Below are 24,820 nucleotides of genomic sequence, written 5' to 3'. Positions count from 1 at the left end.
GTGACGCGCGTCGTCGTCGCGATCGACAGCTTCAAGGGATCCATCGCCGCCGCTGCGGCGGCCCGTGAGCTCGCCGCGGGGTGGGTCTCGGCCGATGCCGGTGCCGTTGTCGAACTGCGCCCGATGGCCGACGGCGGCGAGGGCACGCTCGACGCGTTCGCCGCCGCGATCCCCGGGGCGCGGCGCATGCCCGTCACCGTTACGGGCCCCGCGGGGACTCCCGTCGACACGTCCTGGCTGCTGCTTCCCCCGACCCCCGGCGACCGGCCGGTGGCGTCGGATCGCGGCTCGGTCGGTGTCGTCGAGCTCGCGTCGACGTCAGGCATCGAATTGCTGGGCGAGGAGCGACGCGGCCTCGACGCCGACACCACCGGATTCGGCGAGGCGATCGTCGCCGCGCTCGACGCCGGCGTCGACCGCCTCGTGCTCGGCATCGGATCGAGCTCGTCGACCGACGGCGGGGCCGGGATGCTGCGCGCCCTCGGCGCCCGGTTCACGGATGCCGTCGGACGTGACGTCGTCGCCGGCGCGCGAGGCCTCGCCGACATCGCGCACGCCGACCTGTCGGGGCTCCGGCCGCTTCCCGCGGGCGGCGTCGACGTGCTGAGCGACGTGTCGAACCCGCTGCTCGGTGCGCAGGGTGCGGCCGCCGTGTTCGGACCGCAGAAGGGGCTCGACGCGGCTCAGGTCGCCGCTGCCGACGCGGCGCTGAGCCGGCTCGCCGACCTCGTGCCGGATGGGGCGTCGCTCGCTGCCACGCCGGGGGCCGGAGCCGCCGGCGGCACCGGGTTCGGGTTGCTCGCGTGGGGCGCGCGCCTGAGCCCCGGCGCTCGTGAGGTCGCGGCGCTCATCGACCTCGCCGACGCCATCGCCCGCGCCGACCTCGTTATCACGGGCGAAGGGTCGTTCGACGGGCAGTCCGCGGCCGGCAAGGTACCCGCGTTCGTCGCCGAGCTCGCCGCAGGGGCCGGGGTGCCGGCCGCCCTCGTCGCCGGGCGGATCGCCGCTGACGCCGACACCGCGGCGTTCGCGTCATCCGTCTCGCTGACCGACCTCGCAGGATCGGCCGAAGCCTCGCTGGCCGAACCCGCCCGCTGGCTCCGCGCGGCGGGCGCAGCGCTCGCCCGTTGACTCGCCCGAGTGAACGGCTCCGCCGCGAGCGCACGGCTTGCTCACGCAGGAAGGTCGTTCACTCGGCGCTTGGCCGTGCATTGAGTGAGAGATGCGAGGGTGCCGCGGGCTCGGGGCGGTGGACGCCGCGCGGGCGATAACCGAGAGCGTCCGAGACTCCGAGCAGGTCGGCGAGGTACCAGGCGATGGCGAGCCACATCTCGGTGCCCTGCAGCCCCGGCTCCGTCTCGGTGAGCCGGAAGCTCATTCCCGCTCCCGGCTGCCAGCCTCCGAGCACCTGGTCGAGCAGACGCGTCGCGAGGTCCTCGACCTCGGCCCGGCGGTAGCCGGCTGCCCGCGTGAGCCAGAGCGGATGCGCGACGTCCAGCACATTGCAGGCGTCGAGTCGTGACGGGGCGAACCACCGCTCGTCGCGGGCGTGTCGCAGCACCGTGTCGATGACGGCTTCGGGATGGGGAACCGGGATGCCGTATTGCGCGAAGGTTCCGCGCGTCGCCCGGTAGAAGCCGTTGACGACGAGCAGCAGGCCGCGGTCGGCGGAAGGCCGGCCCCACATGCCGCTCGCGGCATCCGCCTGCGTCACGAGCCATCCGAAGAGGGACTCGGCCACGCCCGGCGCGATCCGGTCGCCCCGGCGCCGGGCCCACAGCAGGGCGGTGCCGATTGCATCGACCTGGTGTCCGGCGTTCCAGGGATCGGTGTCCCAAGGGAGCGCGTCGAGTCCGGCGATCAGGGACTCGGCCGTCGCTCGGGTGACGAGCCCGACAGGGTGGGCGAACTCGGACCCCAACAGGTCGAGCGCGTACCCGACGGAGAGCACGTGATAGGCCGTGTCGCCGTCGTTCCAGCCGGCGATGTCGACCGAGCCGAGCGGGGGAACGGCGCCCGTCGCCGAGTCCTGCCAGCCGCGCAGCCGATCGATCAGCTCGGACGGATCGCTGCCCGGCGGCGTCGACCCCAGCAGCAGGTCGGCGATCTCGACGGCGTCGCCCTGCGCGCGCACTGTCGGGGGAGCGCCTACCCGATCGGCGTACAGCCCGGACGCAGGGTCGAAACAGCGGGCGAGCAGGGCGGTCGCATCGGAGCGGGCCGTTTCGGCGAATGCGGACACGCGGGCGTGCAGCCGGTTCGACTCGGGAGGCGAGTCGACGGGCGGCACCCGCCAGCGCAGCAGCCGAGCGGGGTTGCCACCGACGATCGCGCCCGCGGGCACGTCCTTCGTGACGACGGCTCCCGCGGCGAGCACAGCCGACGCGCCCACGGTGACCCCGTCGAGGACGACGACGTGCGAGCCGATCCAGACGTCGTCGCCGATGCGGATGCCGCGGCTGGTGAGCGGTTGCCGGAAGACGGGCGTCCCGGGCTCCATCGAGTGGTTGAAGCCGAGCACGGAGCTGTGCGCGCCCATCCGCACGCCGTCGCCGAAGACGACGTCGCCGCGGACGACGGTCGAGGGGTTCAGGGAGCAGTCCGCGCCGATGCGCAGGGTGCCGGTCAGGTACGCCCCCGCCGCGATGTACGAGCGGTCGCCCAGGGCGAGGCTCTCGGTGTCGAGCGCCGCGAGTTCCGAGATGAAGCACTCGTCGCCGAACGACCAGTCCGCGTGATCGTCCGCCAGCGCTGCCTGATGCTCGCGCTGACGCCGCCGGCTCTCCTCGGATGCCGTGGACCAGAAGTCCCACGGCGAGTAGTCGTGGCGGTCGATCACGCCGGGTCCTTCGCGCGCGGGGCGACGGTCGACTCGCGCACGACGAGAGTCGGGTTGAGCATCACCCGACGGGTGGGGCGACCGGGGTCGGCCATCCGGGAGACCAGCAGCTCCACCGCCGTCTCGCCGACACTGACGCGCGGTGGGGCGACGGCGGTCAGGGCGGGCGTGAAGAGTTCGGCGACCTCGTCGTCGTAGGCGATGATCGACAGGTCTTCGGGCACCGAGATTCCGCGGTTGAGCGCCAGATCGACGAACGCCATCGCCTCGGGGTCCGAATGCACCAGCAGGGCGGTCACCCCGCTCCCGAGCGCGCGATCCAGCGTCGTGTCGACCGCAGCGGAGAACTCCGCGCTCGCGCGGTCGGGAAGCGTCGTCTCGATGTGCTGGGCGGGTGTGAGCCCGAGCTCTTCGCACGCGGCCTGCCATCCGGCGGCGATCTTGCGAGAGGTGGGGGAATTGCGAGAGAGCACCAGCCCGACCTTGCGGTGCCCGAGCGCCGCGAGGTGGCGCGCCGCGAGAACGGCGCCGAGGGCGTGGTCGGTCGTCACGGCCTCGACCGGAACGCCGGCGGGCTGGACGATGGCGTCGCGCTCGACCAGGACGCTCGGGGTGCCGCACTCGGCGAGCCACTGCACGACATCCTGCGAATGCGGGGTGTCGGTGTTCGGCGCGACGATCAGGCCGCGGATGTCGCCGCTCGCGACCAGACGCTCGAGGACGGGGCGCTCATCCTGCAGCTCGTACGAGGCTCCCCGCAGGTGGACTTTCAAACCGTGACGACGTGCGGCGGCCTCCATGCCCCGCACGACCCCGGGCCAGTAGAAGTTCAGCGAGGGCACGAGCACCGCGATCGACCCCGTCGAAGTCTCCGCGCCCGACGAGCCCGCCGGTGAATGGGCGTGCTGCCCGGTCGCGGGGATGGCGCCGCCGTGCACGCGCTGAAGCAGTCCCTCCTGCTCCATCTGCGCCAGATCGCGTCGCAGGGTCACGGTGGCGGCGCCGAGCTCCTCGGTCAGCTGCGAGATGCGGACGGCGCCCTCGCGCTCCATCGTCGCCAGGATGTGCGCGCGGCGTTCGGCGGCCAGCAGCGCCGGTGTGGGGTCGGTCATGGTCGCTCGTCCTCGTTCCGTTCCTGTTCTACCGTGACACGCAGCTCGGTACGACCGTCGACGTCGACGGCGAGCCGGCTGAGGCGGTCGCCCCAGACGTCGGTCAGCATCGGATCGTCGAGCTCGCGAACGACGAGGGTGTGCTGTGCGCCGGCGGCCCACGTGATCCGCACCGGGGTTGCGCCGTCGAGTGGTCTCACGCGAGCCCATCCGTCGCCGGTCGTCACCGAGCCCGCGAGGAGCAGGCGCACCTGCGTATCCGGTCCGGCGGCTTCCCAGCTGTCGTCGATCGTGACGTGTCCCGAGCGGTGGTGCGCAGCCCGGCGTCGCCATGAGCGTACCGAGCCGGCGGGGTAGGCGCCGCCGATCTCGAGATCCAGCGCGGTCATATCATCCGTTCGGACGAGAACCGGATCGGATGCCGCGAAGGCTGTGCCGTGCGGCTGTGCCGCGCCCGAGATGCGGGGCACGCTGTGCCAGTCGCTCTGCATCGTCCAGATGTCGTATCGGTCCGGGCCGAAGGTCTGCGCCGTGTAGGTCGGGCGGCCGGCATCGACGATCACGGGGACGCCGTCGGAGGCGACGATGATCGAGCCGACGTCGTTGTGGTTGTGGTTCTCGTCGTTGTGGCCGCCCTTCATCACGATGGTGAGTCCGGCGGCGCTGCCCGCGTGGCCACGGGCGAGCCAGACCTGGGTGGACGGCAGCCAGACCTCGGCGGGCAGGGGGCTGGAACCGCGCGTCTCGGTCAGCCACGCGTCGTCCGTCAGGGCGCGCAGCAGGCGACCGAGCCCGGCTTCCTCGGTGGCGGGGAGATCGTTGCGGTGCTGCGCGACGGCGTGGCGGCGGGCCTCGTCGTCTCCGACGGCGCGAGCCGCCCGGTGCAGGGCGTGCCAGGGCTGATCGGCCGGGGGACGGGCCGGGCCGTCGGCGAGGTTGACGTACCACGGGCCGCCGAGGTGCGAGCGATGGGGGAACGCGACCGTCTCGCGCAGGGACTCCACCTCGGGCACCGGATCCCACGCCCCATCGGTGGCGTAGGCGAGCAGGTCGAGAGCCTCGAGCGCCCGGCACGCACCGTTCCACCAGTACGCGTATCCCTCGTCGATCGCGCCGTCTGCCGGCAGCGCGGCGACGTAGCGGTCCAGGCCCTGTGCCACCAGGGCGACGAGCTGATCGCGTTCAACGCCCTCCTCGCACAGGACGAGCCCGGCGACCAGTACGTTCCCGTGAATCCAGGGATTCCAGTTGTGGACGTGCCCGTCGAGTCCGAGCCAGTGCCAGTCGCGTCGCGAGAGGAACGGCTCGATGACGCGCGTGCGGGCCTCGTGCCGGATGCGCTGCCGCAGCCCGGGGTATCGCTCGTCGAGCCGGCGCCCGAGCACGTGATCGGTCCACGCGAGCTGTCCGACCACCTCTCCCGCGCCGAGATCGAGGAAGGGATCGGTGACGGTCGCGAGAACCGACCCACGCCGCGCATAGGTGTCATCGTGGGCGGGCCAGCACCACGTCGACTGCTCGCAGAGCAGCCAGACGCCGTCGGCGACTTCGTCGAGATATCTCGGATCGTCGTCCGACAGCGCCGCGACCACGGCCCGGCTCAGTCGTCGCTGGCGAGCGAAGACCTGTTGCTCGTATCCGTCTCGGTCGCCATCTCGATGCACGCGCGCGGCGGCACTTGCGCGGGGCTGCGGCCACGGCGCGTCGAGGTCGGCACGCGCGCGGTCGACGAGGCGGCGACCGACGTCAGGCGAGACCCGCGCAGCCCAGCGCTCCGCCGCGGGCACGGGAAGCGCTTCGGCGGGCGGCCGGAGGCGCGCCGGGGTGCCGCCGCACGTGGCGGCGAGGGGACCGGCGAACCCAACGATGTTCCACTGCACGGGGCTCCTTTGCACAAAGTGATCAGAAACGATCATAAGGAAACGAAGAGAATCTTGCAATGATCGAAACGGGTTGCTAATCTCCGAATCGGTCGCGATCAACGATGACGACCGAGAAGCCCTTCGAAGGAGAACCGGTGACTTCCGAGCACCCGAACCCGCCCCACGGCGAGACGGTCCGAGACGCCTGGGTCGCCCGAGCCGATGCTCTGCTCGACGCCGCCCGCCGTCACGCGACGCCCGGTGCCGGCCGCATCCACTTCCCGGGTGCCGAAGGCGGCTACGGACACGCCGTCGACGGGCTCGAGGGTTTCGCACGCACCTTCCTCCTCGCCGGCTTCCGCATCGCGGGGGCACGGGGTGAGGGAGTCGACCAGATCATCGCGCACTACTCGCGCGGCATCGTCTCGGGCGTCGATCCCGAGGCGCCCGACCGGTGGGTCCGGATGGAGGAGCACGCGCAGGCCAAGGTCGAGGCGGCATCCATCGCCCTCGTCCTCGACCTCACCCGTCCCTGGATCTGGGACCGCCTCGACGCCCTCACGCAGCAGCGCGTCGTCGACTACCTCGCTCCCGTCGTCGGAGACGACACCTACCCGCAGACCAACTGGGTCTGGTTCCGCATCGTCGTGCAGACGTTCCTGCGGTCGGTCGGCGGGCCGTGGTCGGCCGACGACATCGCCGCCGACCTCGCCCGTCACGACTCGTTCGTGCGCGAGGGCGGCTGGCTCTCCGACGGCGACGAGCGCTCGTACGACCATTACGTCGGCTGGGCGTTGCACGTCTATCCGATCCTGTGGGCGCGGATGACGGGCGCCGCCGACCTCGCCGGCGACCGGAATGACGCCGACGTCGCCCGCCTCGACGCGTTCCTCCACGACGCACTCGCTCTGGTCGGCGGTGACGGCTCGCCCCTCATCCAGGGCCGCAGCCTCATCTACCGATTCGCTGCGGCCGCCCCGTTCTGGGCCGGCGTCATCGCGGACGTTCCCTCGCACAGCCCGGGACGCCTGCGCCACGCGGCCGATCGGATCGTGACGCATTTCGCCGAACGCGGCGCACCCGACGCCGACGGCATCCTCACGATGGGCTGGCACGGCGCGTGGCGTGAGCTCGCGCAGTCGTACTCGGGCCCGGGCTCTCCCTACTGGGCGGTCAAGGGGTTCCTCGGGCTCCTGCTGCCCGCCGACCACCCGGTCTGGACCGCTCCGGCCGAGCCGTTGCCGATCGAGCAGGGCGACGTGCTGCGCGCGATCGTCTCGCCCGGCTGGATCGTGTCGGGCACCACCGCCGACGGCATCGTGCGCGTCGTCAACCACGGCACCGACCACGCGCTCCCGGGGGCCCGCACGACCGACTCGCCGCTCTACGCGCGCCTGGGCTACTCCACAGCCACCTCGCCGATCGCCGACGAGCGCGGCTGGCTCGAACCCCTCGAGCAGTCGGTCGCCCTCGTCGATCGCTACGGGCGTGCGACGCATCGCACGGCGATGACCCTGCGAGACGTACGCGTCCCGGGCGGCGCGGAGGGGCACGTCGGCATCGCCGCATCGACGTGGGACGCGCATCTCGTCGACCCGGCCCCCACCGCGCACCGTCATGGATCGGGATTGGCCGGAGAGACCCTATCCGTCGGCACCATCGCGACCACCTCGATCGTCCGCGCATCGTCGGAGGTCCGCATCGTCGTCGTCGATGCGCTCGCGCCGGGGCAGGATGCCGCAACGCTGCGCCTGCGCCTCGGGGGCTGGCCGCTCTCGGGAGACGAGGTCGTCGGTGGTACCGACGACACCGGAGCCTGGGTGTCGTCGCGGGGCCGCAGCAGCGGCATCCGGGCACTCCTCCCGGCCGGCGTCGCGGGGCTGGTGTCGCGCGCCGACGCGGATCCGCTCGGCGTCCGCACCCTCGTACCCGTCATCGAGCACGAGGTGCGCGTCGGCGAGCCCGTCGTCGCCCTGCTCGACCTCGCCGGGGGAGAGCACAGCGCACCGCACGCAGCCGTCGACATCGACGGCGCCACGGTCACGGTCACCTGGCCCGATGGGGCCCGCACCGTCAGCCGTCTCATCGACTCCGAACCGCCTGCCCCGGCGCTTCGGCACCACGAGGTCCGACGTGGGATCTCGCACGCAATCGCAAAGGAGCAGCACGCATGAAGCGCAAGTTCGCAGCCGCGGCGGGAATGGCGGTCGTCGCCACCCTGTCGCTCGCCGCCTGCGGCGGGGGATCCGAGCCCGCCCAGACCGCCGACGGCCCCGTCACCCTGACCCTGTCGGGGTGGAGCCTCGACACCACTCCCGAGTTCCAGGTGCTCGCCGACGCCTTCCACGAGAAGAACCCGGACGTCACGATCGAGCTCAAGCAGTACGACGCGGCCGAATACAACACGCTGGTCACCGCCGACCTGGCGGCCGGCGTCGGACCCGACATCATCACCCAGAAAGAGGTGAAGTTCGTCACGACCTTCCAGGAGGGCGGCCAGCTCATGGACGTCTCCGACGTCGAGCTGCCCGACGGCGTCGGCGGCGCCTCGTCGTACGAGGTCGACGGCACCGCCTACGGCGTGCCCTACCGCCAGGACCGCTGGGTGCTGTTCTACAACAAGGCGCTCTTCGACGCAGCGGGGCAGGAGTATCCCGACGGCTCGTGGACGTGGGAGGACTACGACGCGGCCGCCGAGGCGATCACCACCGCGGGCGTCGCGAAGGGCGCCTACCAGCACCGCTGGCAGTCGACCGTGCAGGGCTTCGCCTCGGCGCAGGAGGACACCGACGTGCTCTCGGGCGACTACGGCTACTTCGCCGACTACTACGACCGCGTCCTCGCCCTGCAGGACGCCGGTGCGCAGGTCGACTTCAACACCTCGACGGCCAACCAGCTCACCTATCAGGGCGAGTTCGGCACGCAGAAGGCCGCGATGCTCCCGATGGGCACCTGGTACGTCGCGACCCTGATCTCGCAACAGGCCTCGGGTGAGGCCAACGACTTCGAGTGGGGCATCGCGCCGATCCCGCAGCTCGACGCGTCGACCACGGGCATGGACAACACGCCCGTGACATTCGGCGACCCGACCGGCTTCTCGATCAACGCCAACATCGACGGCGCCAAGGTGCAGGCCGCGAAGGACTTCCTGGCCTACGCCGCAAGCCTGGAAGCCGCCGAGGAGCTGGCGAAGATCGGCATCACGCCGGCCGCGTCGAACGACGCCGTGACCGAGGCGTACTTCGCCGTCGACGGCGCACCGACGGACGAGTTGTCGACGTTCGCGTGGTCGACGGGTGACGTCCACCCCGAGAACCCGACGTCGAACAAGACGGCGGCGATCCAGAACATCCTCAACGACATGCACAGCGCGATCCTGTCGGGCTCGACCCCGGTCGAGCAGGCCATCAGCGAGGCCGAGGACCGTGTCGCCAACGAGGTCGGTCTCGACTGATCCCGTGCGCCGTCGCCCCACCGACGGCGCCCCGCGGCCGGCGCGGCATCCCCGCGCCGGCCGCATCCCCCGCCGTCCTCCCCAGGAGACACCATGACCACCACCGCCGCCTCCCCGAAGGCGCGCCGCCCCGAGCCGGCGCAGCGCCGCAGGAGATCGAAGCTGACCCTGCGCAACACGCTGCTGGGCTGGAGCTTCATCCTGCCGAACTTCGTCGGATTCGCCCTGCTGACGCTCGTGCCGGTCGTCACGCTCTTCTACATGTCGCTGACGAACTGGAACATCTTCGGCACGGCGAACTGGGTGGGACTCGACAATTTCGAGCGGCTGCTCGGCGACGGGAGCTTCCGCATCTCGTTCGTCAACACCCTCTACTACGCGGCCCTGCACATCCCGCTGACGATCATCGCGTCGCTCGGTCTCGCGCTGCTGCTGAACAACAAGCTGCGGGGAGTGGCGTTCTTCCGCACCGCCGCGTTCTTCCCCTACATCACCTCGATCGTCGCGATCGCCGTGGTGTGGAACCTGCTCTTCAGCCCCGAGTACGGACCGATCAACGAGATCCTCCGCGCGATCGGCATCGCCAACCCGCCCGGGTGGCTCACCTCGTCGGAGTGGGCGATGCCCGCCGTCGTCATCGTCAGCACCTGGCGCGACATGGGCTACTACATGATCCTGTTCCTCGCGGGCCTGCAGACCGTGCCGCGCGAGCTCTACGAGGCTGCTCGCATGGACGGCGCGAACGCGTGGGAGCGCTTCGTCAACGTCACGCTCCCGTGCCTGCGGCCGACGATGTTCTTCGTCACCGTGATGCTCACGATCAACTCGTTCAAGATCTTCGACCTGATCCTCGTCATGACCGAGGGCGGGCCGGGTCAGTCGACGCTCGTGATCTCGCAGTTCATCTACCGCAAGGGGTTCGAGGAGAACCAGTTCGGCTACGCCTCCGCGGCCGCTGTGGCGCTCTTCTTCCTCTGCATCCTCGTGACCATCCTCCAGTTCATCTGGAACAAGCGGAGGAACGTCTGATGACGAATCTTCTCGTACCCCAGGACGACCGCCGTGCGCTCCGCAAGATCGCCGCCGACGGCCTGCCCGAGGGCCACCGCCCCGACACCGTGTCGCCGTTGCGCCGCATCGGTCGCATCGCCGGCTACATCGCGCTGATCATCGCCGCGGCGGCGCTGCTGCTGCCGTTCTTCTGGATGATCATGAGCTCGCTCAAGACGGCCAACGAGGTCTTCTCGGTGCCGATCCAGTGGATCCCCGAGGTGTTCGTCTGGCAGAACTACGTTGACATCTGGAACCAGTCGGGGATGCTGACCTGGATCCGCAACACGCTCGTGCTCGCCGTCGTCGTCACCTTCCTGCAGGTGCTGACCGGCTCGTTCGCGGCCTACGGCTTCGCCCGCATCCGCTTCCCTGGACGCGACGTGCTGTTCCTGGCCTACATCGGCACGATCGCGGTGCCGTGGCAGTCGTACATGATCCCGCAGTTCATCCTGCTGTCGAACGTCAAGGTGTCGAACACGCTGTGGGCCATCATCCTCATCCAGGCATTCGGCGCCTTCGGGGTGTTCCTCATGAAGCAGTTCTACGAGACCATCCCCGAGGAGCTGTCCGAAGCCGCGCGCCTCGACGGCCTGAGCGAGTACGGCATCTGGCGCCGCATCATGCTGCCCCTGTCGGTGCCGGCGCTCGCGAGCCTCACGCTCCTGACGTTCGTGAACACCTGGAACGACTACCTCGGTCCGCTCATCTACCTGCGCAACCCCGACCTGTGGACCATCCAGCTCGGGCTGAAGAGCTTCGTGAGCAACCTGTACGACACCAACTACGCCCTGCTGTTCGCGGGGCTGGTCATCTCGGTGGTGCCGATCGCGATCATCTTCCTGCTCGGGCAGAAGTACTTCGTCGAGGGCATCGCGACGAGCGGGATGAAGGGCTGACGCCGTGAAGCGCATCTCGCACGACACGTACGCGACCGTCTTCGGTGTCGTCTACCTCGGGCTCATGACCAACCTGCTGCTGCTCGCGTCGTGCCTGCCGCTCGTGGTGCTGCTGGTCATCACCGACCCCGCGCTGTCGTGGCCGATGCTCGCCCTGGTCGCGCCGCTGTGCGCACCGGGCATCACGGCGGCGTTCGCGACTTTCCGCGCCCACGGCGAGGGCGAGAACCAGGTCGTGCGGACGTTCATCCGCAGCTGGAAGCGCTCGTGGCGCAAGGCCGTCGCGCTGGGAACGGTCGTCGTGGCCGCCCTCGTCGTCGTGCTCGTCGACGTCCGCTTCTTCGCGCCGCTGCAGGCGGGCGTCGCCGTCGTCCCGGCGCTCGGGGTGCTCACTGTTCTCCTGCTCGTCACGGCGCTCGTCGCGTTCGCGGCGCTCGCCGAGGAACCCGACGCCTCCGTGCGCTCGATCGCACGGGCGGCGGTCTTCCTGAGCGTGCGTCGCTGGTGGCTGAGTCTCGTGTCGCTCGCGGTCCTTGCGCTGCAGGCCGGACTGTTCGTCGCGATGCCGGCCGTCGCGATCGGCCTCACCTCGGCACCGGCCCTCTATCTCGCCTGGGCCAACGCCCGCTACATCCTCCGTCCGGTGCTCGGCGACCCCGAACCCCAGACCGTCTGAATCCCGAAGGAACCCCTCGACATGACATCCCTCCCCGGAACCGATCTCGGCGCGCCCGCGGGCACGGCGCCCGCCGCACTCGAAGCGGCGATCGCCGATACCCTGAGCACGCTGCGTCGCAACATCGAGACCTTCGGTCAGACGTACCCCGACGACACGACGCGCGACGACCGCTACCCGATCCGCCCTGCGGCAGGCGGGTTCCCCGCGGGGGCCAACCGCGGGTGGACGACGAGCTTCTGGCCGGGGATGATGTGGATCGCGTGGGAGATCACCGGCGACACCTTCTTCCGCGATGCCGGGCTCGCGCACGCGGCGGACTTCGCGCGGCGCCTCCGCGACGAGGACGACCTCGACACCCACGACCTGGGGTTTCTCTACAGCCTCGCCTCCGTCGCGCCCTACCGGCTCCTTGGCGACGAAGCCGCCCGTGAAACCGCCCTGGCGGCCGCCGATCACCTGATGCGCCGGTTCCTCGAACCCGCGGGCATCATCCAGGCGTGGGGCGACCTCTCCGACCCCGCGCAGCGCGGGCGCACGATCGTCGACAGCCTCATGAACATGCCGCTGCTCTCGTGGGCGGGCGAGCAGACCGGCGAGGAGCGCTTCGCCGATGCCGTGCGGCGCCACACGACGCAGCTGCGCACCCACATCCTGCGCGACGACGACACCACCTTCCACACGTTCTACTGGGACCCCGAGACCGGCGAGCCTCTGCGCGGCGCGACCGAGCAGGGCGCGTTCGACGACTCGTGCTGGGCGCGCGGTCAGGCGTGGGGCATCTACGGCTTCGCGATGAACCACCGTGCGACCGGCGACCCCGCCCTGCTCGACGCGTCGCGTCGCTGCGCCGAACGCTTCCTCTCGCACCTCCCGAGCGACCGGGTCCCCTTCTGGGACATGGTCTACACCGACGGTGCGGATGCGCCCCGCGACAGCTCGTCCGCGGCGATCGCGGTGTCGGGGCTGTTCGAGCTCGCCGGCGTGCTCGAGGACGACCCGGATGCCGACCCGGATGCCGCCGCGCGCTACCGGACGGCGGCCCATGAGATCCTCGCGTCGCTCATCGAGAATTACACGCCCGAAAGCCCCCAGGCCGCCGATGCGGTGCTCCTGCACAGCGTCTACGACCTGCCGAAGTCGGTCGGCGTCGACGAGGGCACCCTGTGGGGCGACTACTTCTACCTCGAGGCCCTCGTGCGCGCGGCGCGCCCCGACTGGAAGCCGTACTGGTGAGGCTCGTCCGTTACCGCGCGGCCCGCGCGGTCGATACCGAGGGCGCCGTCCGGTCGGGCGCCGTCGTCGCGGTGGACGGTGTCGACCGCGTCGTCGACCTCGGCCCGGCCACGCTGACCGACCTGCTCGCCGCCGACCGCGACGCGCTCGACCGCGCGGCGGCGCGTGCGGATCTCGCCGATCCCGCGCTGTCGTCGGTGCGACTGGAGGCGCCCGTGCGTCCGGGAAAGATCCTCTGCCTCGGTTACAACTACCGCGGGCACGTGCCCGACGGCGTCGACCCGACCGCCGATGATCCCGCGTTCCCCGACGTCTTCGTGAAGACCCCCAACACCCTCGGCGGGCCGACAGACCCCGTGATCGTGCCTGCGGTCGCGGACGACGTCGACTACGAAGGCGAGGTCGCCGTGGTCATCGGGCGGCGGGCCAGGGATGTCGACGAGGCTGCCGCCCTCGCGCATGTCGCCGGCTACACGATCCTCAACGACGTCTCCGACCGCTCATGGCAGCGGCGGCAGAGCCAGTGGGCAATGGGGAAGTGCTTCGACGGCTTCGCGCCGCTCGGGCCGTGGCTCGTCACGTCTGACGAGGCGGGCGACCCGCAGGACATGCTCGTCGAGGTCGTCCGCGACGGCATCGTGACCGTCTCGCAGTCCACCGCCACCACGATCTTCTCGGTCGCGCGCGTCGTGTCGTATCTCAGCAGCGTCATGACGCTCGAACCCGGCGACGTCATCTCGACCGGCACCCCGCAGAAGCTGCCCGACGCGCAGGCCGCCCATCGCCCGCTGCGTCCCGGCGACGCGGTCACCGTGCGCATCGAGCGCCTCGGCGAACTGACCACCACCTTCATCGGAGGCCCCGCATGATCCTCGACTCCTTCCGGCTGGACGGCCGCGTCGCCCTCGTCACCGGTTCCACCCGCGGCCTCGGCCAGGGCGCCGCCGTCGCGCTCGCCGAGGCCGGCGCGGACGTCGCGCTGCTCGACCGTGGTGACGCCGCCGAGACGGCGGAGGCGATCGCCGCCACCGGACGCCGCGCCCACCGCATCCGCCTCGACCTCGGCACCGCGACGCCCGAGCAGCTCGCCGACGCGGTCGCCGAGACGGTCGCCGAGCTCGGCGGCATCGACATCCTCGTCAACAACGCCGGCATCATCCGCCGCGCCGCCGCCGCCGAGCACCCGGCCACCGACTGGGACGACGTCCTCGCCGTCAACCTCGACGCCGTCTTCCACCTGTCGCAGGCCGCCGGACGCCGCATGATCACGCAGGGGTCGGGACGCATCATCAACGTCGCCTCGATGCTGTCGTTCCAGGGCGGCATCCTCGTGCCCGGCTACGCCGCCTCGAAGCACGCCGTCGCGGGACTGACCAAGGCGCTCGCGAACGAGTGGGCCGCGTCGGGCGTGACCGTCAACGCGGTCGCGCCCGGGTACATGGCGACCGACAACACCGCGCCGATCCGGGCCGACGCGGACCGCGAGGCATCGATCCTCGCCCGCATCCCCGCGGGCCGCTGGGGTACGCCCGGCGACCTGCAGGGCGCGTTCGTCTTCCTCGCCTCGGATGCCGCGGCCTACGTCACCGGCGCGATCGTGCCCGTCGACGGAGGCTGGCTCGTCCGCTGAGCCGATCTCCGGCCGCCACCGCTCCACCACCGGCATCCCGCCGACTCCGCCCCAGAAGGGAACCCCATGCAGCAGCGTTACGCGACCAACCCCGCACAGATCCCCGGCATGAGCACCGCCGACCTGCGCGAACAGTACCTCGTGCCCGAGGTGTTCGTGCCCGGTGAGATCACGGTCGTCTATACCCACCACGACCGCATCGTCCTCGGCGGCGCCGTGCCGGCCGGCCGCGAGCTGGTGCTTCCGGGCTACCCGGAGATCCGCAGCGACTACTTCCTCGAGCACCGCGAGGTGGGCATCATCAACGTCGGTGGCACCGGTACCGTGACCGCCGACGGCGAGGTCCACACGCTCGTGACGGGGGCGTGCCTGTACCTCGGCCGCGGCATCCGCGACGTCGTGTTCGCCGACGCGGGCGAGCGCGAGGAGGGCGGCGCCTCGACCGGGGCGCAGTTCTACCTGTTCTCGGCGCCCGCGCACACCGCCTACCCGGCAGCCCTCGTGTCACCGGGCGAGGGGACGGTGCGCGAGCTCGGCGACCAGGTGACGAGCAACCGCCGCACGCTCAATCAGTACATCCACGAGAACGGCGTGAAGAGCTGTCAGATCGTCATGGGCGTGACGACGCTGCACGAGGGCTCGATGTGGAACACGATGCCCGCCCACACCCACGACCGTCGCACCGAGTGCTACCTGTACTTCGACGTGCCCGAGGACGCCCGCGTCATCCACCTGCTCGGTGAGCGCGAGGAGACCCGGCACCTCGTCGTCGCCGACCGGCAGGCGATCATCTCGCCGAGCTGGTCGTTGCACTCCGGAGTGGGCACCGCGGCGTACTCGTTCATCTGGGCGATGGCGGGCGAGAACCAGGCATTCGACGACATGGATGCCGCACCCGTCACGACCCTGAAGTGAGCAGGCCCGTGCGTGGGGTGCCGCATGGGGCGCTGCTGACGGCGGGCGAGACCATGGCGATGGTCGCGCCCGCGGCGGCGGAGCGCCTCGAGCACGCCGAGGTGTTCCGCATCGACGCCGGGGGAGCGGAGTCGAACGTCGCCGCGCACGCGGCCGCGCTCGGTCAGCCCGCCGCGTGGTTCTCCCGCGTCGGCGACGACGCCCTCGGCCGGCGCGTCGTGTCGCGGGTCGGTGCGCGCGGAGTCGACGTCTCGCGGGTCGTCATCGACGCCGATCACCCGACCGGCCTCTACCTGAAGGACCCCGGTCACGGCGTCGCGTACTACCGGGCGGGGTCGGCGGCCGCCCACCTCTCGGAGGCCGACGCCGACGCTCTGTCGTGGGACGGCGTCGCGCTGCTGCACGTCTCGGGCATCACGGCCGCGCTCGGCGGCACGGCCCCGGCGTTCCTGCGTCGGATCGTCGATCGCGCGCGCGGGGCGGGCGTCCCCGTGAGCGTCGACGTCAATCACCGGGCCCCGCTGTGGGGCGCCGCGGCGGCTGCCGGCCCGCTGCTCGAGCTGGCGCGGTCAGCCGACATCGTGTTCGTCGGCCGCGATGAGGCCGAGACGCTCTGGGGCGCCGCGGATGCGGATGCGGTGCGTGCCCTGCTGCCGGACGCCCCGCAGCTCATCGTCAAGGACGGTGCCGTCGGTGCCACGCTGTTCGCGCACGACGGCGTGGTCTTCGAGCCCGCTCTCGTCGTCGACGTCGTCGAGCCCGTGGGGGCCGGCGACGCCTTCGCCGGCGGCTACCTCGCCGCACTGCTGGCGGGTGCCGGCTCCGCCGCGCGTCTGCGATCCGGCCATGCGCGTGCGGCGCTCACGATGGCCACCACCGGGGACTTCCCCGACGACGCGGCGGGGTCACCCGTCGCCGACATCCCCTTCGAAAGGACCTCCCCATGACCACGTCGTCCGTCGACCACGCGACCACCGACCAGGCCGCCGCTCTCGATGCCGTCTTCGCGGGCGCACCGCTGATGGCGATCCTCCGGGGCATGGGACTCGAGCGCTCGGTGCGCCTCGCGACGACCGCCTGGGACCTCGGCATCGACTCCGTCGAGGTTCCGCTGCAGACCGCGGAGGACGAGCGGGCGCTGCGCGAGGTCGCGCGTCTCGGCGCCGAGCGGGGCAAGGCCGTGGGCGCCGGCACGATCCTGACGCCGGCGCAGGTCGCCGTCGCCGCCGACGCCGGCGCGGCGTACGTCGTGTCGCCGGGCCTCGACCCCGACGTCGTCCGGGCCGCCCAGGAGCGCGGCATCCCGATCCTGCCCGGCGTCGCCACGCCGAGCGAGGTGCAGCAGGCGGTCGCCCTCGGGCTGACGTGGCTGAAGGCCTTTCCCGCGCAGTGGCTCGGCGCGGACTGGTTCCGGCACATCCGCGGTCCGTTCCCCGGCGTGAGGTTCGTCGCGACCGGCGGCATGGACGCCGCCAACGCCGCCGACTTCCTCGATGCCGGGGTGCGTGTCGTCGCGGTCGGCTCCGCCCTGGAAGACGAGTCGCAGCTGCCGCGCCTGGCCGAGCTGCTCGCGCGCTGACTCGCGCGAGCGCACGGCCCCGAGCGTACGGCTTCGCCGCGAGCGCACGGCCTGCTCGCGCTCGAAGGCCGTGCACTCGGCGCTCGGCCGTGCATTGGGTGTGACGCGGGGCGGGAGCTGGGTCTGGCTCAGGGGAGGACGATGACCTTGCCCGCGATGCCCCTCTCGGCCGCCTCGGCGTGCAGCGCGGGCAGCTCGGCGAGCGGGATGCGCCGCGTGACCTCGACGGTGAGCGCGCCCTCGTCGACGAGGCGAACCAGCTCGGCGAGACGGTCGCGATCGCGGCGGACGAACACCGTCGCGGCGCGGACGCCGCGCGCCTCGTCGCCCGGGGTGGACATGAACGCCGTCGTGCTGACGACCGCCCCGCCGTCGGCGACGGCCCCGACGTAGGTCTCGAACAGCTCGGGCTCGATCGGGGCGAGGTTCAGCAGCACGTCGACCGGTCCGTCGACGGCGCCCAGCACGTCGGTCGCGGTGTGGTCGATGATCTGGTCGGCTCCGGCCGCGCGGACGGCGTCGATGCTGCGGGGGCTCGCGGTGGCGATGACGTGGATGCCGGCGCGCTTGGCGAGCTGGACGGCGTACTTTCCGACGACACCGCCGGCGCCGACGATCAGCACCCGCCGGCCCGACTCGAGGCGACCGTCGTCGAAGAGGGCCTGCCACGCGGTCAGCGCGACGGAGGGCAGCGCGGCCGCATCGGCGAGGGGAATGCTCGTCGGCGCGGCGGCCACGGCGTCGGCGGGGGCCAGCACGAACTCCGCCGCGCCGCCGTCGTGCTCCATCGGGAGGAACGCGATCACCGCATCGCCCACCGCGAGGCCGGTCACGCCCGGGCCGACCGCGTCGACGTGCCCGGAGATGTCGTACCCGGGCACGTGGGGCAGCTCGATCGGGATGGGGAGGAAGCCCGCGCGCATCCCGCCGTCCGCCGCGTTGTACGCCGACGCGGCGACGCGGATGCGCACCTGGCCCGCCGCCGGCTCGGGGCGGTCGATGTCGACGATCTCGAGGACCTCGGGGCCACCGGTCTGAGAGAACTGCACTGCATTCATGATCTGATCCTTCGCGGTCAAGTGCTTCGAATTCGAAGCGATGCGAGGAACGTAACACTACTTCGAATGTGAAGCAACAGGTAGGATCGAGCCCATGACGAACGCGCCACGCTCCCTGACGTCGACGCAGCTGGAGGCCTACCTCGCCTTCACCGAGGTGGGCAGCCTGCTTCGCCCCGCCGTCGAGACGCAGCTGAAGGATGCCGGCGGCCTGAGTTACGTCCAGTTCCAGCTGCTGGCGCGGCTGAACGACGCCCCGGGTGGCACTCTGCGCATGACAGACCTCGCCGACGGCGTCGTGTACAGCCGCAGCGGGCTGACCTACCAGGCCACGCTGCTCGAGCAGCGCGGATACGTCACGCGGTCACCGTCCGTCGAGGACGAGCGCAGCACGGTGGTCGCCCTGACGGGTGCGGGGCGCGAGGTGCTCGCCGCCGTGTTCCCCGGCCACATCGAGACGGTGCACCGGCTGCTGTTCGCGCCGCTGTCCGACGCGGATGCCGCGGACCTCGCGCGCATCCTCGGCAGCGTGACGACGCACCTGCGCTCGGCGCCGCCGCGTTCGGCATCCCGGCGCCGTCAGACCTGACCACCGCACTCGCCCGAGTGAACGACTTCGCCGCGAGCGTACGGCCTGCCCGCGCTCGAAGGTCGTGCACACGGCGCTCGGCCGTGCATTGGGTGTGATGCGGGGATGCGGGTCAGGCGCCGAGCGCGGCCGAGACCACGGCGCGGGCCTCGGCCTGCACCTCGGCGAGGTGCTCGGGTCCGCGCAGGCTCTCGGCGTAGAGCTTGTAGACGTCCTCGGTGCCCGAGGGGCGCGCGGCGAACCACGCGTGCTCGGTCTGCACCTTGAGGCCGCCGATCGCTGCACCGTTGCCGGGCGCGTGCGAGAGCTTCGCCGTGATGGGCTCGCCCGCCAGCTCGGTGGCCGACACGGCGTCGCCCGACAGCTTGCCGAGGGCGGCCTTCTGCTCGGGCGTGGCCGCGGCATCCACCCGCTGGTAGGCCGACGACCCGAACTCGGCCTCGAGCTCGGCATAGCGCTGCGAGGGGGTCTTGCCGGTGACGGCGAGGATCTCGGCGGCGAGCAGGCACAGCAGGATGCCGTCCTTGTCGGTGGTCCACACGCTGCCGTCCTTGCGCAGGAACGAGGCCCCCGCCGACTCCTCGCCGCCGAAGGCGACGGAGCCGTCGAGCAGGCCCGGAACGAACCACTTGAAGCCCACGGGAACCTCGAGCAGCTCGCGTCCGAGCGACGCGGCGACGCGGTCGATGATCATCGACGAGACGAGGGTCTTGCCGACCGCGGCATCCGCCGGCCAGCCGGGGCGGTTCGCGAAGAGGTAGTCGATCGCGACGGCGAGGTAGTGGTTGGGGTTCATCAGGCCCGCGTCGGGCGTCACGATGCCGTGGCGGTCGGCGTCGGCGTCGTTGCCGGTGAGGATGTCGTACTCCTCGCGGCGCGCCACGAGCGCGGCCATCGCCGAGGGCGACGACGGATCCATGCGGATCTTCTCGTCCCAGTCGAGCGTCATGAACTTCCAGGTCGGGTCGACCTCGGGGTTCACGACCGTCAGGTCGAGGCCGTAGACCTCGGCGATGAGCGCCCAGTACTCCACCGAGGCGCCGCCCAGCGGGTCGGCCCCGATGCGCACGCCCGATGCCTTGATCGCGTCGACGTCGATGATCGTGGCGAGGTCGCGCACATAGGCGTCGCGGAAGTCGTACTGGCCGAGCGCGTCGAGGTCGATGTCGGCGTGACGGGTGCGGTGCACGCCCACCAGGCCTGCGGCGATGAGCTCGTTCGCGCGGTCGGCGATCCACGAGGTCGCGTCGGTGTCGGCAGGTCCCCCGTGCGGCGGGTTGTACTTGAAGCCGCCGTCACGCGGCGGGTTGTGCGAGGGCGTTACGACGATGCCGTCGGCGCGACCCGCATCGTCGAGCGCGCGACCTCGGTTGTAGGTCAGGATCGCGTGGCTGAGCGCGGGCGTCGGCACCCACGAGTCGCGGGAGTCGACGCGCACGTCGACGCCGTTCGCGACGAGCACCTCGATGGCGCTGCGCTCGGCGGGAAGCGACAGTCCGTGCGTGTCGCGACCGAGGAAGAGGGGGCCTTCGATGCCCTGAGCCCGCCGGTAGTCGACGATCGCCTGCGTCGTGGCGAGGATGTGATCCTCGTTGAAGCTCGTCGACAGCGACGAACCGCGGTGGCCGCTCGTGCCGAACGCGACGCGCTGCCCGGGGACCGCGGCATCCGGCTTCCGGTCGTAGTAGGCGGCGATCAGCTCATCGATGTCGATGAGGTCGGATGCTTCTGCGGGCGCTCCTGCACGGCTCATGGTGCTTAGTCTGCCCGCTTCTGGCCGCGGCGGTGACGGATTGACACGGCACTCACGGCCGATCCTGCGCGTTCGCGGTGGCGAGCAGCGCAGCGAGGACTGCACGCAGCGCGGGGGAGTCGGCCTGCGAGCGCCGGTGGACCGCGGCGATGTCGCGCGTCGACGCGGGAGCCGCGGTCGGCACCGCGACGAGGTCGGGCCCGAGGTCGCCGCGTCCCAGGCGCGGCACGAGCGCGACGACGGCTCCGGTGCGAGCGAGCGCGATGTGATTCTCGAACTCCATTGACTCGTACAGCACGCGGGGTGCGCCGCCGATGCCGTCGAACAGCCGGCGCAGCCACTGGCGGCAGATGGTCGTGTCGAATGTGGCGACCCACTGCTCGCGCGCGAGGTCGGCCGGATGCAGCACGTCGCGATCGGCGAGCGGATGGTCGCGTCGAAGGATGACGTCGGCGACATCCGTGAACAGCGGAGTGACGACGAGATTCTCGGGAATCGCCAGCGCGACGCCGCCCCACTGGTGGACGATGCCGAGGTCGCGCTGGCCCGAGGCGACGAGTGCCACCGTCTCCCACGGCTCGCTCTCGCGCACGGGAAGACGCAGCTCGGGGTGGGCGTCCGCCAGCTCCACGAGCACAGGAGCGAGCAGCCCGCGCACGACGGTCGAGAAGGCGGCGAGGCGCAGCTCGCCGGTGACTCGGCCGTCGTCGTCCGCACCGACGCCGGCGTGCAGGTCGGCGCGCAGTCGCTCGAGGTCGGCGAGGATCGGGGTCGACCCGACCACGAGCTGTGTCCCGGCAGCCGTCAGGGCGACGCCGCGGCCGACGCGTTCGAGCAGTGCGACACCGGTCTCGCGCTCGAGGCGCTTGATCTGCTGCGACACCGCCGAGGGTGTGAATCCCAGAGCGGATGCCGCGCCCGCGACGCTGCCCTCCCGCGCGACGGTCCGCAGCGAGTGCACGGCATCCAGATCAATCATGAAGAAATGCTACCGATTCAGGTGGAGAAAGCATCGCTTGTCGTTGATCGTCCCGAGCGGTGGACTGAGCCTCGTGACTCGACGCGACATGATCCTGGCGGCTACGGTGGCGACGCTCTGGGGATTCAACTTCCTCGTCATCGACTGGGGGATGGCCGGCATCCCGCCCCTGCTCTTCGTGGCCATCCGATTCGCCGCCGTCGCCGTCTTCGCGCTCGTGGTTCCGCGGCCCCGCGCTCGCTGGGGATCGGTGATCGGGGTCGGGCTGTTCATGAGCCTCGGCCAGTTCGCGCTGCTGTACCTGTCTCTCGGGCTCGGACTGCAACCGGGGCTCGCCGCCCTGCTGATGCAGGCGCAGGCGGTCTTTACCGTCGTCATCGCGGCCGGGGCGCTGCGGGAACGCCCCACACCGGGGCAGATATTCGGGGTCGCCCTCGGGGTCGCCGGGCTCGCCGCCGTCGCTGTCGGGCGCGGGGGAGACGCTCCCGCGCTCGCCGTCGTCCTCGCGCTCGGCGCCGCGCTGTCGTGGGCCGTCGGCAACGTGATCGCCCGTCGCGCGGGCGTCGTCACCGGACGCGGGCCGCTCGGGGCCCTCTCGCTCACCGTGTGGTCTGCCCTCGTCGTGCCGGTGCCCGCGCTCGTGCTGGCGATGACCTTCGAGGGGCCCGGAGCGATCGGCGCGGGGCTCGCCGGGTTTGGCATCCGGGCCCTGGTCTCGACCGTCTACACCGCGGGCCTGTGCACCCTCGTCGGCTACGCGATCTTCAACGGACTGCTGGCACGCAACCCCTCCGCGGCTGTCGTGCCGTGGGTGCTGCTGGCGCCCGTCGTGGCGATGGCGGCGGCCGCGGCGCTGCTCGGACAGATCCCCGCCCCCGCCGAGATCGTCGGCGGAGCGGTGCTCGTGCTCGGCGTGCTCGTGACCAGCGTGCGCGTGCCGCGGGTGCGCCGGTCTAGGCTCGTTGCGTGACGCCCGAGCACGATGATCAACCCGCCCGCCGCACCTACAGCTATCTCGGGCCGGCGGGGACCTTCACCGAGGCCGCCCTCGCCCAGGTGCCCGAGGCGCGCGACCAGATCTGGCGGTCGGTGCGCAACGTCGGCGAAGCGCTCGCGGATGTCGTGGACGGACGCTCGGATGCCGCGATGATCGCGATCGAGAACTCCGTCGACGGCGGTGTCTCGACGGCTCAGGATGCGCTGGCCACGATGCCGGGTCTGCGGATCGTCGGCGAGTACCTCGTGCCCGTGAACTTCGTGCTCGTGGCGCGGCCCGGCACGCGCATCGAGGACGTGTCGCTCATCGCCGCGCATCCGGTCGCCTATGCGCAGTGCCTGCAGTGGCTGCTGAAGACGCTGCCGGAGCATGCGCACCTGCCCGCCGCGAGCAACGTCGCCGCAGCGGTCGGCCTCATCGACGGAGTCAGCGACGCCGACGCGGCGATCGCCCCGCCCGGCATCCTCGAGCACCACGACCTCGAGCTGCTGGCATCCGACATCGGCGACAACGAGCACGCGGTCACTCGATTCGTCCTCGTGAGTCGCACCGTCGCGCCGCCGTCGCCGACGGGCGCCGACAAGACCTCGCTCATCGCGGAGCTGCCCGACGACCACCCCGGTGCACTGCTCGAGCTGCTCGAGCAGTTCTCGACCCGGGGCATCAACCTGTCGCTGATCGAGTCGCGGCCGATCGGCGATGCCCTCGGACGATACCGGTTCGTCATCGATGCCGACGGCCACGTCGCCGACGAGCGCATGGCGGATGCCCTCATGGGCGTGCGGCGCTTCAGCCCGAAGGTGCTGTTCCTCGGGTCATACCCGCGCGCCGACCGCGCCATCGTCCGCTATCCCGAGCGGTACTCCGACGACGTCTTCGTCGAGGCGCGCGACTGGCTGCGGGCCCTGATCTCCGGCGAGCCCGAGGCCTGACCCGCCCGGCTTCCCTCGCCCCTCCCGTTCCGTCGAGTCGCCACACAACGCGGATGTCGGGCCCCCCGAATCCGCCGTTTGCGGCGAGTCGACGGTGTGAGGATGCCGAGGAGGCCGGACCCGCAGTTCGTGGCGCGTCGACCGGCCGGGGGCGGCCGGGGCGGCGCCGGGACCGGGCGGGGTCAGGCGGCCAGGAGCTCCAGGGTGCGGATGCGGGCGGGAGCGGCATCCGGCTGCTCGCCGTCGTGCGCGGCCGACACCGGCGAGACCATGACCTCGTCGACGCCGTGCTGCGCGGCGAACGCGGCGAGGGCGGCCTGGGCCTCGGGGCCGGTGCCGACGAACCAGCGCGAGCGGAGCGCGTCGAGCAGGGGCGCGGCGAGGTGGTCCGAGGCCTCGGCGGCCGCGGCCTCCTCGACGGTCTCGAGCGCGATGAGCGGTCGGTTCCCGCGCAGGCGTGCCATCATGCGGGCCTGCGGGAGCATGAGGGCTTCGGCCTCGGCCTCGCTGTCGGCGACGACGGCATTCGCCGTGAGGAACGTCCGCGGTGCGTCGAGGGTCTCGGACGGCCGGAACTGGTCGCGGTAGAGCCCGAGGGCACGGTCGAGGCCCTCGCCCGAGAAATGGTTCGCGAACACGTACGGCAGGCCGAGGGCGGCGGCGAGCTGCGCGGAGTAGTCGCTCGATCCGAGCAGCCAGACGTCGGGGGTCGTCGTGGCGGTGGGCGTCGCGTGGACGTCGTACGTCCCGCCCGACGTGAACCGCACCGTCGCGCCGTCGCCGGTCACGAGGGCCAGGATGTCGCGGACGTTGTCAGGGAACCGGTCGACGTCGCTCGTCGTGCCCGACTGACGCAGCAGCTGGGTGATGACAGGATCGCTGCCCGGCGCGCGGCCGATCCCGAGGTCGACGCGTCCGGGAGCGATCGCCTCGAGCGCCGCGAACTGCTCGGCGACGACGAGGGGCGAGTGGTTGGGGAGCATGACGCCGCCGGAGCCCACCCGGATGCGGGAGGTGCGTGCTGCCGCGGCGGCGATGAGCACCGGCGGGGTCGTCGAGGCGACGGCCGGCATGTTGTGGTGCTCGGCGAACCAGTAGCGGCGGTAGCCGAGCTCGTCCGCCCGCTGCGCGACGGTCAGCGACGCCGCGATCGCCTGCGCGCTGGTCTGTCCCGTGCGCACGGGCACGAGGTCGAGCACGGACAGGGCGGGGCGGGATGCATCAGTCATATCCCCTCTGTCAACCGTGCGGCCTCCGCCG

Annotated in this window: 22 protein-coding genes; 15 read left to right on the top strand and 7 right to left on the bottom strand. The window is 71.6% G+C overall.

What is annotated here, in order from left to right; all coding sequences use genetic code 11:
- Complete coding sequence (locus MTS1_RS06465; protein WP_023952470.1) at window positions 1–1,131, top strand: glycerate kinase; 1,131 nt, start codon at window positions 1–3, stop codon at window positions 1,129–1,131.
- Window positions 1,132–1,189: 58 nt separating this feature from the next.
- On the opposite strand, the gene MTS1_RS06460 is transcribed toward MTS1_RS06465, so the two are convergent.
- Genes MTS1_RS06460 through MTS1_RS06450 form a run of 3 tightly spaced genes read right to left on the bottom strand, consistent with a single transcriptional unit; the run spans window position 1,190 to window position 5,831 of the window.
- A complete protein-coding gene (locus MTS1_RS06460; RefSeq protein WP_023952469.1) occupies window positions 1,190–2,839 on the bottom strand; it encodes a DapH/DapD/GlmU-related protein in 1,650 nt (549 codons plus the stop codon).
- A complete protein-coding gene (locus MTS1_RS06455) occupies window positions 2,836–3,951 on the bottom strand; it encodes a substrate-binding domain-containing protein (RefSeq protein WP_036304675.1) in 1,116 nt (371 codons plus the stop codon). The genes MTS1_RS06460 and MTS1_RS06455 overlap by 4 nt, the downstream gene beginning before the upstream one ends.
- A complete protein-coding gene (locus MTS1_RS06450) occupies window positions 3,948–5,831 on the bottom strand; it encodes a heparinase II/III family protein (RefSeq protein ID WP_036304674.1) in 1,884 nt (627 codons plus the stop codon). Before MTS1_RS06450 ends, MTS1_RS06455 begins: the two co-directional genes overlap by 4 nt.
- Before the next feature lie 137 nt (window positions 5,832–5,968).
- Here MTS1_RS06450 and MTS1_RS06445 point away from each other — a divergent pair, with 137 nt between their 5' ends.
- From MTS1_RS06445 to MTS1_RS06395, 11 genes are all read left to right on the top strand, one after another.
- Entirely contained in the window at window positions 5,969–7,987 is a 2,019-nt protein-coding gene (locus tag MTS1_RS06445; RefSeq protein WP_023952464.1) for a DUF2264 domain-containing protein, read from the top strand.
- Complete coding sequence (locus MTS1_RS06440; RefSeq protein WP_023952462.1) at window positions 7,984–9,267, top strand: ABC transporter substrate-binding protein; 1,284 nt, start codon at window positions 7,984–7,986, stop codon at window positions 9,265–9,267. The genes MTS1_RS06445 and MTS1_RS06440 overlap by 4 nt, the downstream gene beginning before the upstream one ends.
- A gap of 93 nt (window positions 9,268–9,360) precedes the next feature.
- The gene (locus MTS1_RS06435; protein WP_023952460.1) at window positions 9,361–10,296 is read left to right on the top strand and encodes a carbohydrate ABC transporter permease; all 936 of its coding nucleotides are present in this window, start codon (window positions 9,361–9,363) and stop codon (window positions 10,294–10,296) included.
- Window positions 10,296–11,216, top strand: a complete 921-nt coding sequence (locus MTS1_RS06430) for a carbohydrate ABC transporter permease (protein ID WP_023952458.1) — start codon at window positions 10,296–10,298, stop codon at window positions 11,214–11,216. The genes MTS1_RS06435 and MTS1_RS06430 overlap by 1 nt, the downstream gene beginning before the upstream one ends.
- A gap of 4 nt (window positions 11,217–11,220) precedes the next feature.
- Entirely contained in the window at window positions 11,221–11,892 is a 672-nt protein-coding gene (locus MTS1_RS06425; protein ID WP_023952456.1) for a DUF624 domain-containing protein, read from the top strand.
- A 21-nt stretch (window positions 11,893–11,913) separates the two neighbouring features.
- A complete protein-coding gene (locus MTS1_RS06420) occupies window positions 11,914–13,128 on the top strand; it encodes a glycoside hydrolase family 88 protein (RefSeq protein ID WP_023952454.1) in 1,215 nt (404 codons plus the stop codon).
- Window positions 13,125–13,997 carry a fumarylacetoacetate hydrolase family protein gene (locus MTS1_RS06415; protein ID WP_023952451.1) on the top strand — a complete coding sequence of 291 codons (873 nt, stop codon included), beginning with the start codon at window positions 13,125–13,127 and terminating at the stop codon, window positions 13,995–13,997. The genes MTS1_RS06420 and MTS1_RS06415 overlap by 4 nt, the downstream gene beginning before the upstream one ends.
- Complete coding sequence (kduD, locus tag MTS1_RS06410; RefSeq protein WP_023952449.1) at window positions 13,994–14,758, top strand: 2-dehydro-3-deoxy-D-gluconate 5-dehydrogenase KduD; 765 nt, start codon at window positions 13,994–13,996, stop codon at window positions 14,756–14,758. Before MTS1_RS06415 ends, kduD begins: the two co-directional genes overlap by 4 nt.
- A 66-nt stretch (window positions 14,759–14,824) precedes the next feature.
- Window positions 14,825–15,673, top strand: a complete 849-nt coding sequence (gene kduI / locus MTS1_RS06405) for a 5-dehydro-4-deoxy-D-glucuronate isomerase (protein WP_023952447.1) — start codon at window positions 14,825–14,827, stop codon at window positions 15,671–15,673.
- Complete coding sequence (locus MTS1_RS06400; RefSeq protein WP_052007617.1) at window positions 15,670–16,620, top strand: sugar kinase; 951 nt, start codon at window positions 15,670–15,672, stop codon at window positions 16,618–16,620. Before kduI ends, MTS1_RS06400 begins: the two co-directional genes overlap by 4 nt.
- Window positions 16,617–17,252: a bifunctional 4-hydroxy-2-oxoglutarate aldolase/2-dehydro-3-deoxy-phosphogluconate aldolase gene (locus MTS1_RS06395; RefSeq protein ID WP_023952445.1), complete on the top strand. Its 636-nt coding sequence runs from the start codon at window positions 16,617–16,619 to the stop codon at window positions 17,250–17,252. Before MTS1_RS06400 ends, MTS1_RS06395 begins: the two co-directional genes overlap by 4 nt.
- 128 nt (window positions 17,253–17,380) lie before the next feature.
- On the opposite strand, the gene MTS1_RS06390 is transcribed toward MTS1_RS06395, so the two are convergent.
- The gene (locus tag MTS1_RS06390) at window positions 17,381–18,310 is read right to left on the bottom strand and encodes an NADP-dependent oxidoreductase (protein ID WP_023952444.1); all 930 of its coding nucleotides are present in this window, start codon (window positions 18,308–18,310) and stop codon (window positions 17,381–17,383) included.
- A gap of 94 nt (window positions 18,311–18,404) precedes the next feature.
- Here MTS1_RS06390 and MTS1_RS06385 point away from each other — a divergent pair, with 94 nt between their 5' ends.
- Window positions 18,405–18,899 (top strand): MarR family winged helix-turn-helix transcriptional regulator, encoded by a 495-nt coding sequence (locus tag MTS1_RS06385; RefSeq protein ID WP_023952443.1) that lies wholly within the window; start codon window positions 18,405–18,407, stop codon window positions 18,897–18,899.
- 112 nt (window positions 18,900–19,011) lie between these two features.
- Here the strand turns inward: MTS1_RS06385 and pgm are convergent, their stop codons facing one another.
- The gene (gene pgm / locus MTS1_RS06380; protein ID WP_023952442.1) at window positions 19,012–20,652 is read right to left on the bottom strand and encodes a phosphoglucomutase (alpha-D-glucose-1,6-bisphosphate-dependent); all 1,641 of its coding nucleotides are present in this window, start codon (window positions 20,650–20,652) and stop codon (window positions 19,012–19,014) included.
- A gap of 52 nt (window positions 20,653–20,704) precedes the next feature.
- A complete protein-coding gene (locus tag MTS1_RS06375; protein ID WP_023952441.1) occupies window positions 20,705–21,631 on the bottom strand; it encodes a LysR family transcriptional regulator in 927 nt (308 codons plus the stop codon).
- A 73-nt stretch (window positions 21,632–21,704) separates the two neighbouring features.
- On the opposite strand from MTS1_RS06375, the gene MTS1_RS06370 reads away from it, so the two are divergent.
- Entirely contained in the window at window positions 21,705–22,601 is an 897-nt protein-coding gene (locus tag MTS1_RS06370) for an EamA family transporter (protein WP_036305127.1), read from the top strand.
- Window positions 22,598–23,560 (top strand): prephenate dehydratase, encoded by a 963-nt coding sequence (gene pheA, locus MTS1_RS06365; protein ID WP_023952439.1) that lies wholly within the window; start codon window positions 22,598–22,600, stop codon window positions 23,558–23,560. Before MTS1_RS06370 ends, pheA begins: the two co-directional genes overlap by 4 nt.
- Before the next feature lie 182 nt (window positions 23,561–23,742).
- Here the strand turns inward: pheA and MTS1_RS06360 are convergent, their stop codons facing one another.
- On the bottom strand, window positions 23,743–24,789 hold the full coding sequence (locus MTS1_RS06360; protein ID WP_023952438.1) for an LLM class flavin-dependent oxidoreductase: 1,047 nt from the start codon (window positions 24,787–24,789) through the stop codon (window positions 23,743–23,745).
- Window positions 24,790–24,820: the final 31 nt, after the last annotated feature.

The sequence above is a fragment of the Microbacterium sp. TS-1 genome, from assembly GCF_000509385.1.
In the GTDB taxonomy this organism is placed as follows: Bacteria; Actinomycetota; Actinomycetes; order Actinomycetales; family Microbacteriaceae; genus Microbacterium; species Microbacterium arborescens.
Note: the sequence above shows the minus strand (reverse complement) of the source record. Positions and strands in the feature narration are given on the sequence as shown.

Excerpts from the sequence above, each read along its gene's own strand:
- MTS1_RS06360 (WP_023952438.1), bottom strand. The coding sequence starts at position 24,789 with ATGACTGATGCATCCCGCCCCGCCCTGTCCGTGCTCGACCTCGTGCCC.
- MTS1_RS06440 (WP_023952462.1), top strand. The coding sequence starts at position 7,984 with ATGAAGCGCAAGTTCGCAGCCGCGGCGGGAATGGCGGTCGTCGCCACC.
- MTS1_RS06435 (WP_023952460.1), top strand. The coding sequence starts at position 9,361 with ATGACCACCACCGCCGCCTCCCCGAAGGCGCGCCGCCCCGAGCCGGCG.
- MTS1_RS06420 (WP_023952454.1), top strand. The coding sequence starts at position 11,914 with ATGACATCCCTCCCCGGAACCGATCTCGGCGCGCCCGCGGGCACGGCG.
- MTS1_RS06395 (WP_023952445.1), top strand. The coding sequence starts at position 16,617 with ATGACCACGTCGTCCGTCGACCACGCGACCACCGACCAGGCCGCCGCT.
- MTS1_RS06455 (WP_036304675.1), bottom strand. The coding sequence starts at position 3,951 with ATGACCGACCCCACACCGGCGCTGCTGGCCGCCGAACGCCGCGCGCAC.
- MTS1_RS06385 (WP_023952443.1), top strand. The coding sequence starts at position 18,405 with ATGACGAACGCGCCACGCTCCCTGACGTCGACGCAGCTGGAGGCCTAC.
- MTS1_RS06390 (WP_023952444.1), bottom strand. The coding sequence starts at position 18,310 with ATGAATGCAGTGCAGTTCTCTCAGACCGGTGGCCCCGAGGTCCTCGAG.
- kduI (WP_023952447.1), top strand. The coding sequence starts at position 14,825 with ATGCAGCAGCGTTACGCGACCAACCCCGCACAGATCCCCGGCATGAGC.
- MTS1_RS06375 (WP_023952441.1), bottom strand. The coding sequence starts at position 21,631 with ATGATTGATCTGGATGCCGTGCACTCGCTGCGGACCGTCGCGCGGGAG.
- pgm (WP_023952442.1), bottom strand. The coding sequence starts at position 20,652 with ATGAGCCGTGCAGGAGCGCCCGCAGAAGCATCCGACCTCATCGACATC.
- kduD (WP_023952449.1), top strand. The coding sequence starts at position 13,994 with ATGATCCTCGACTCCTTCCGGCTGGACGGCCGCGTCGCCCTCGTCACC.
- MTS1_RS06430 (WP_023952458.1), top strand. The coding sequence starts at position 10,296 with ATGACGAATCTTCTCGTACCCCAGGACGACCGCCGTGCGCTCCGCAAG.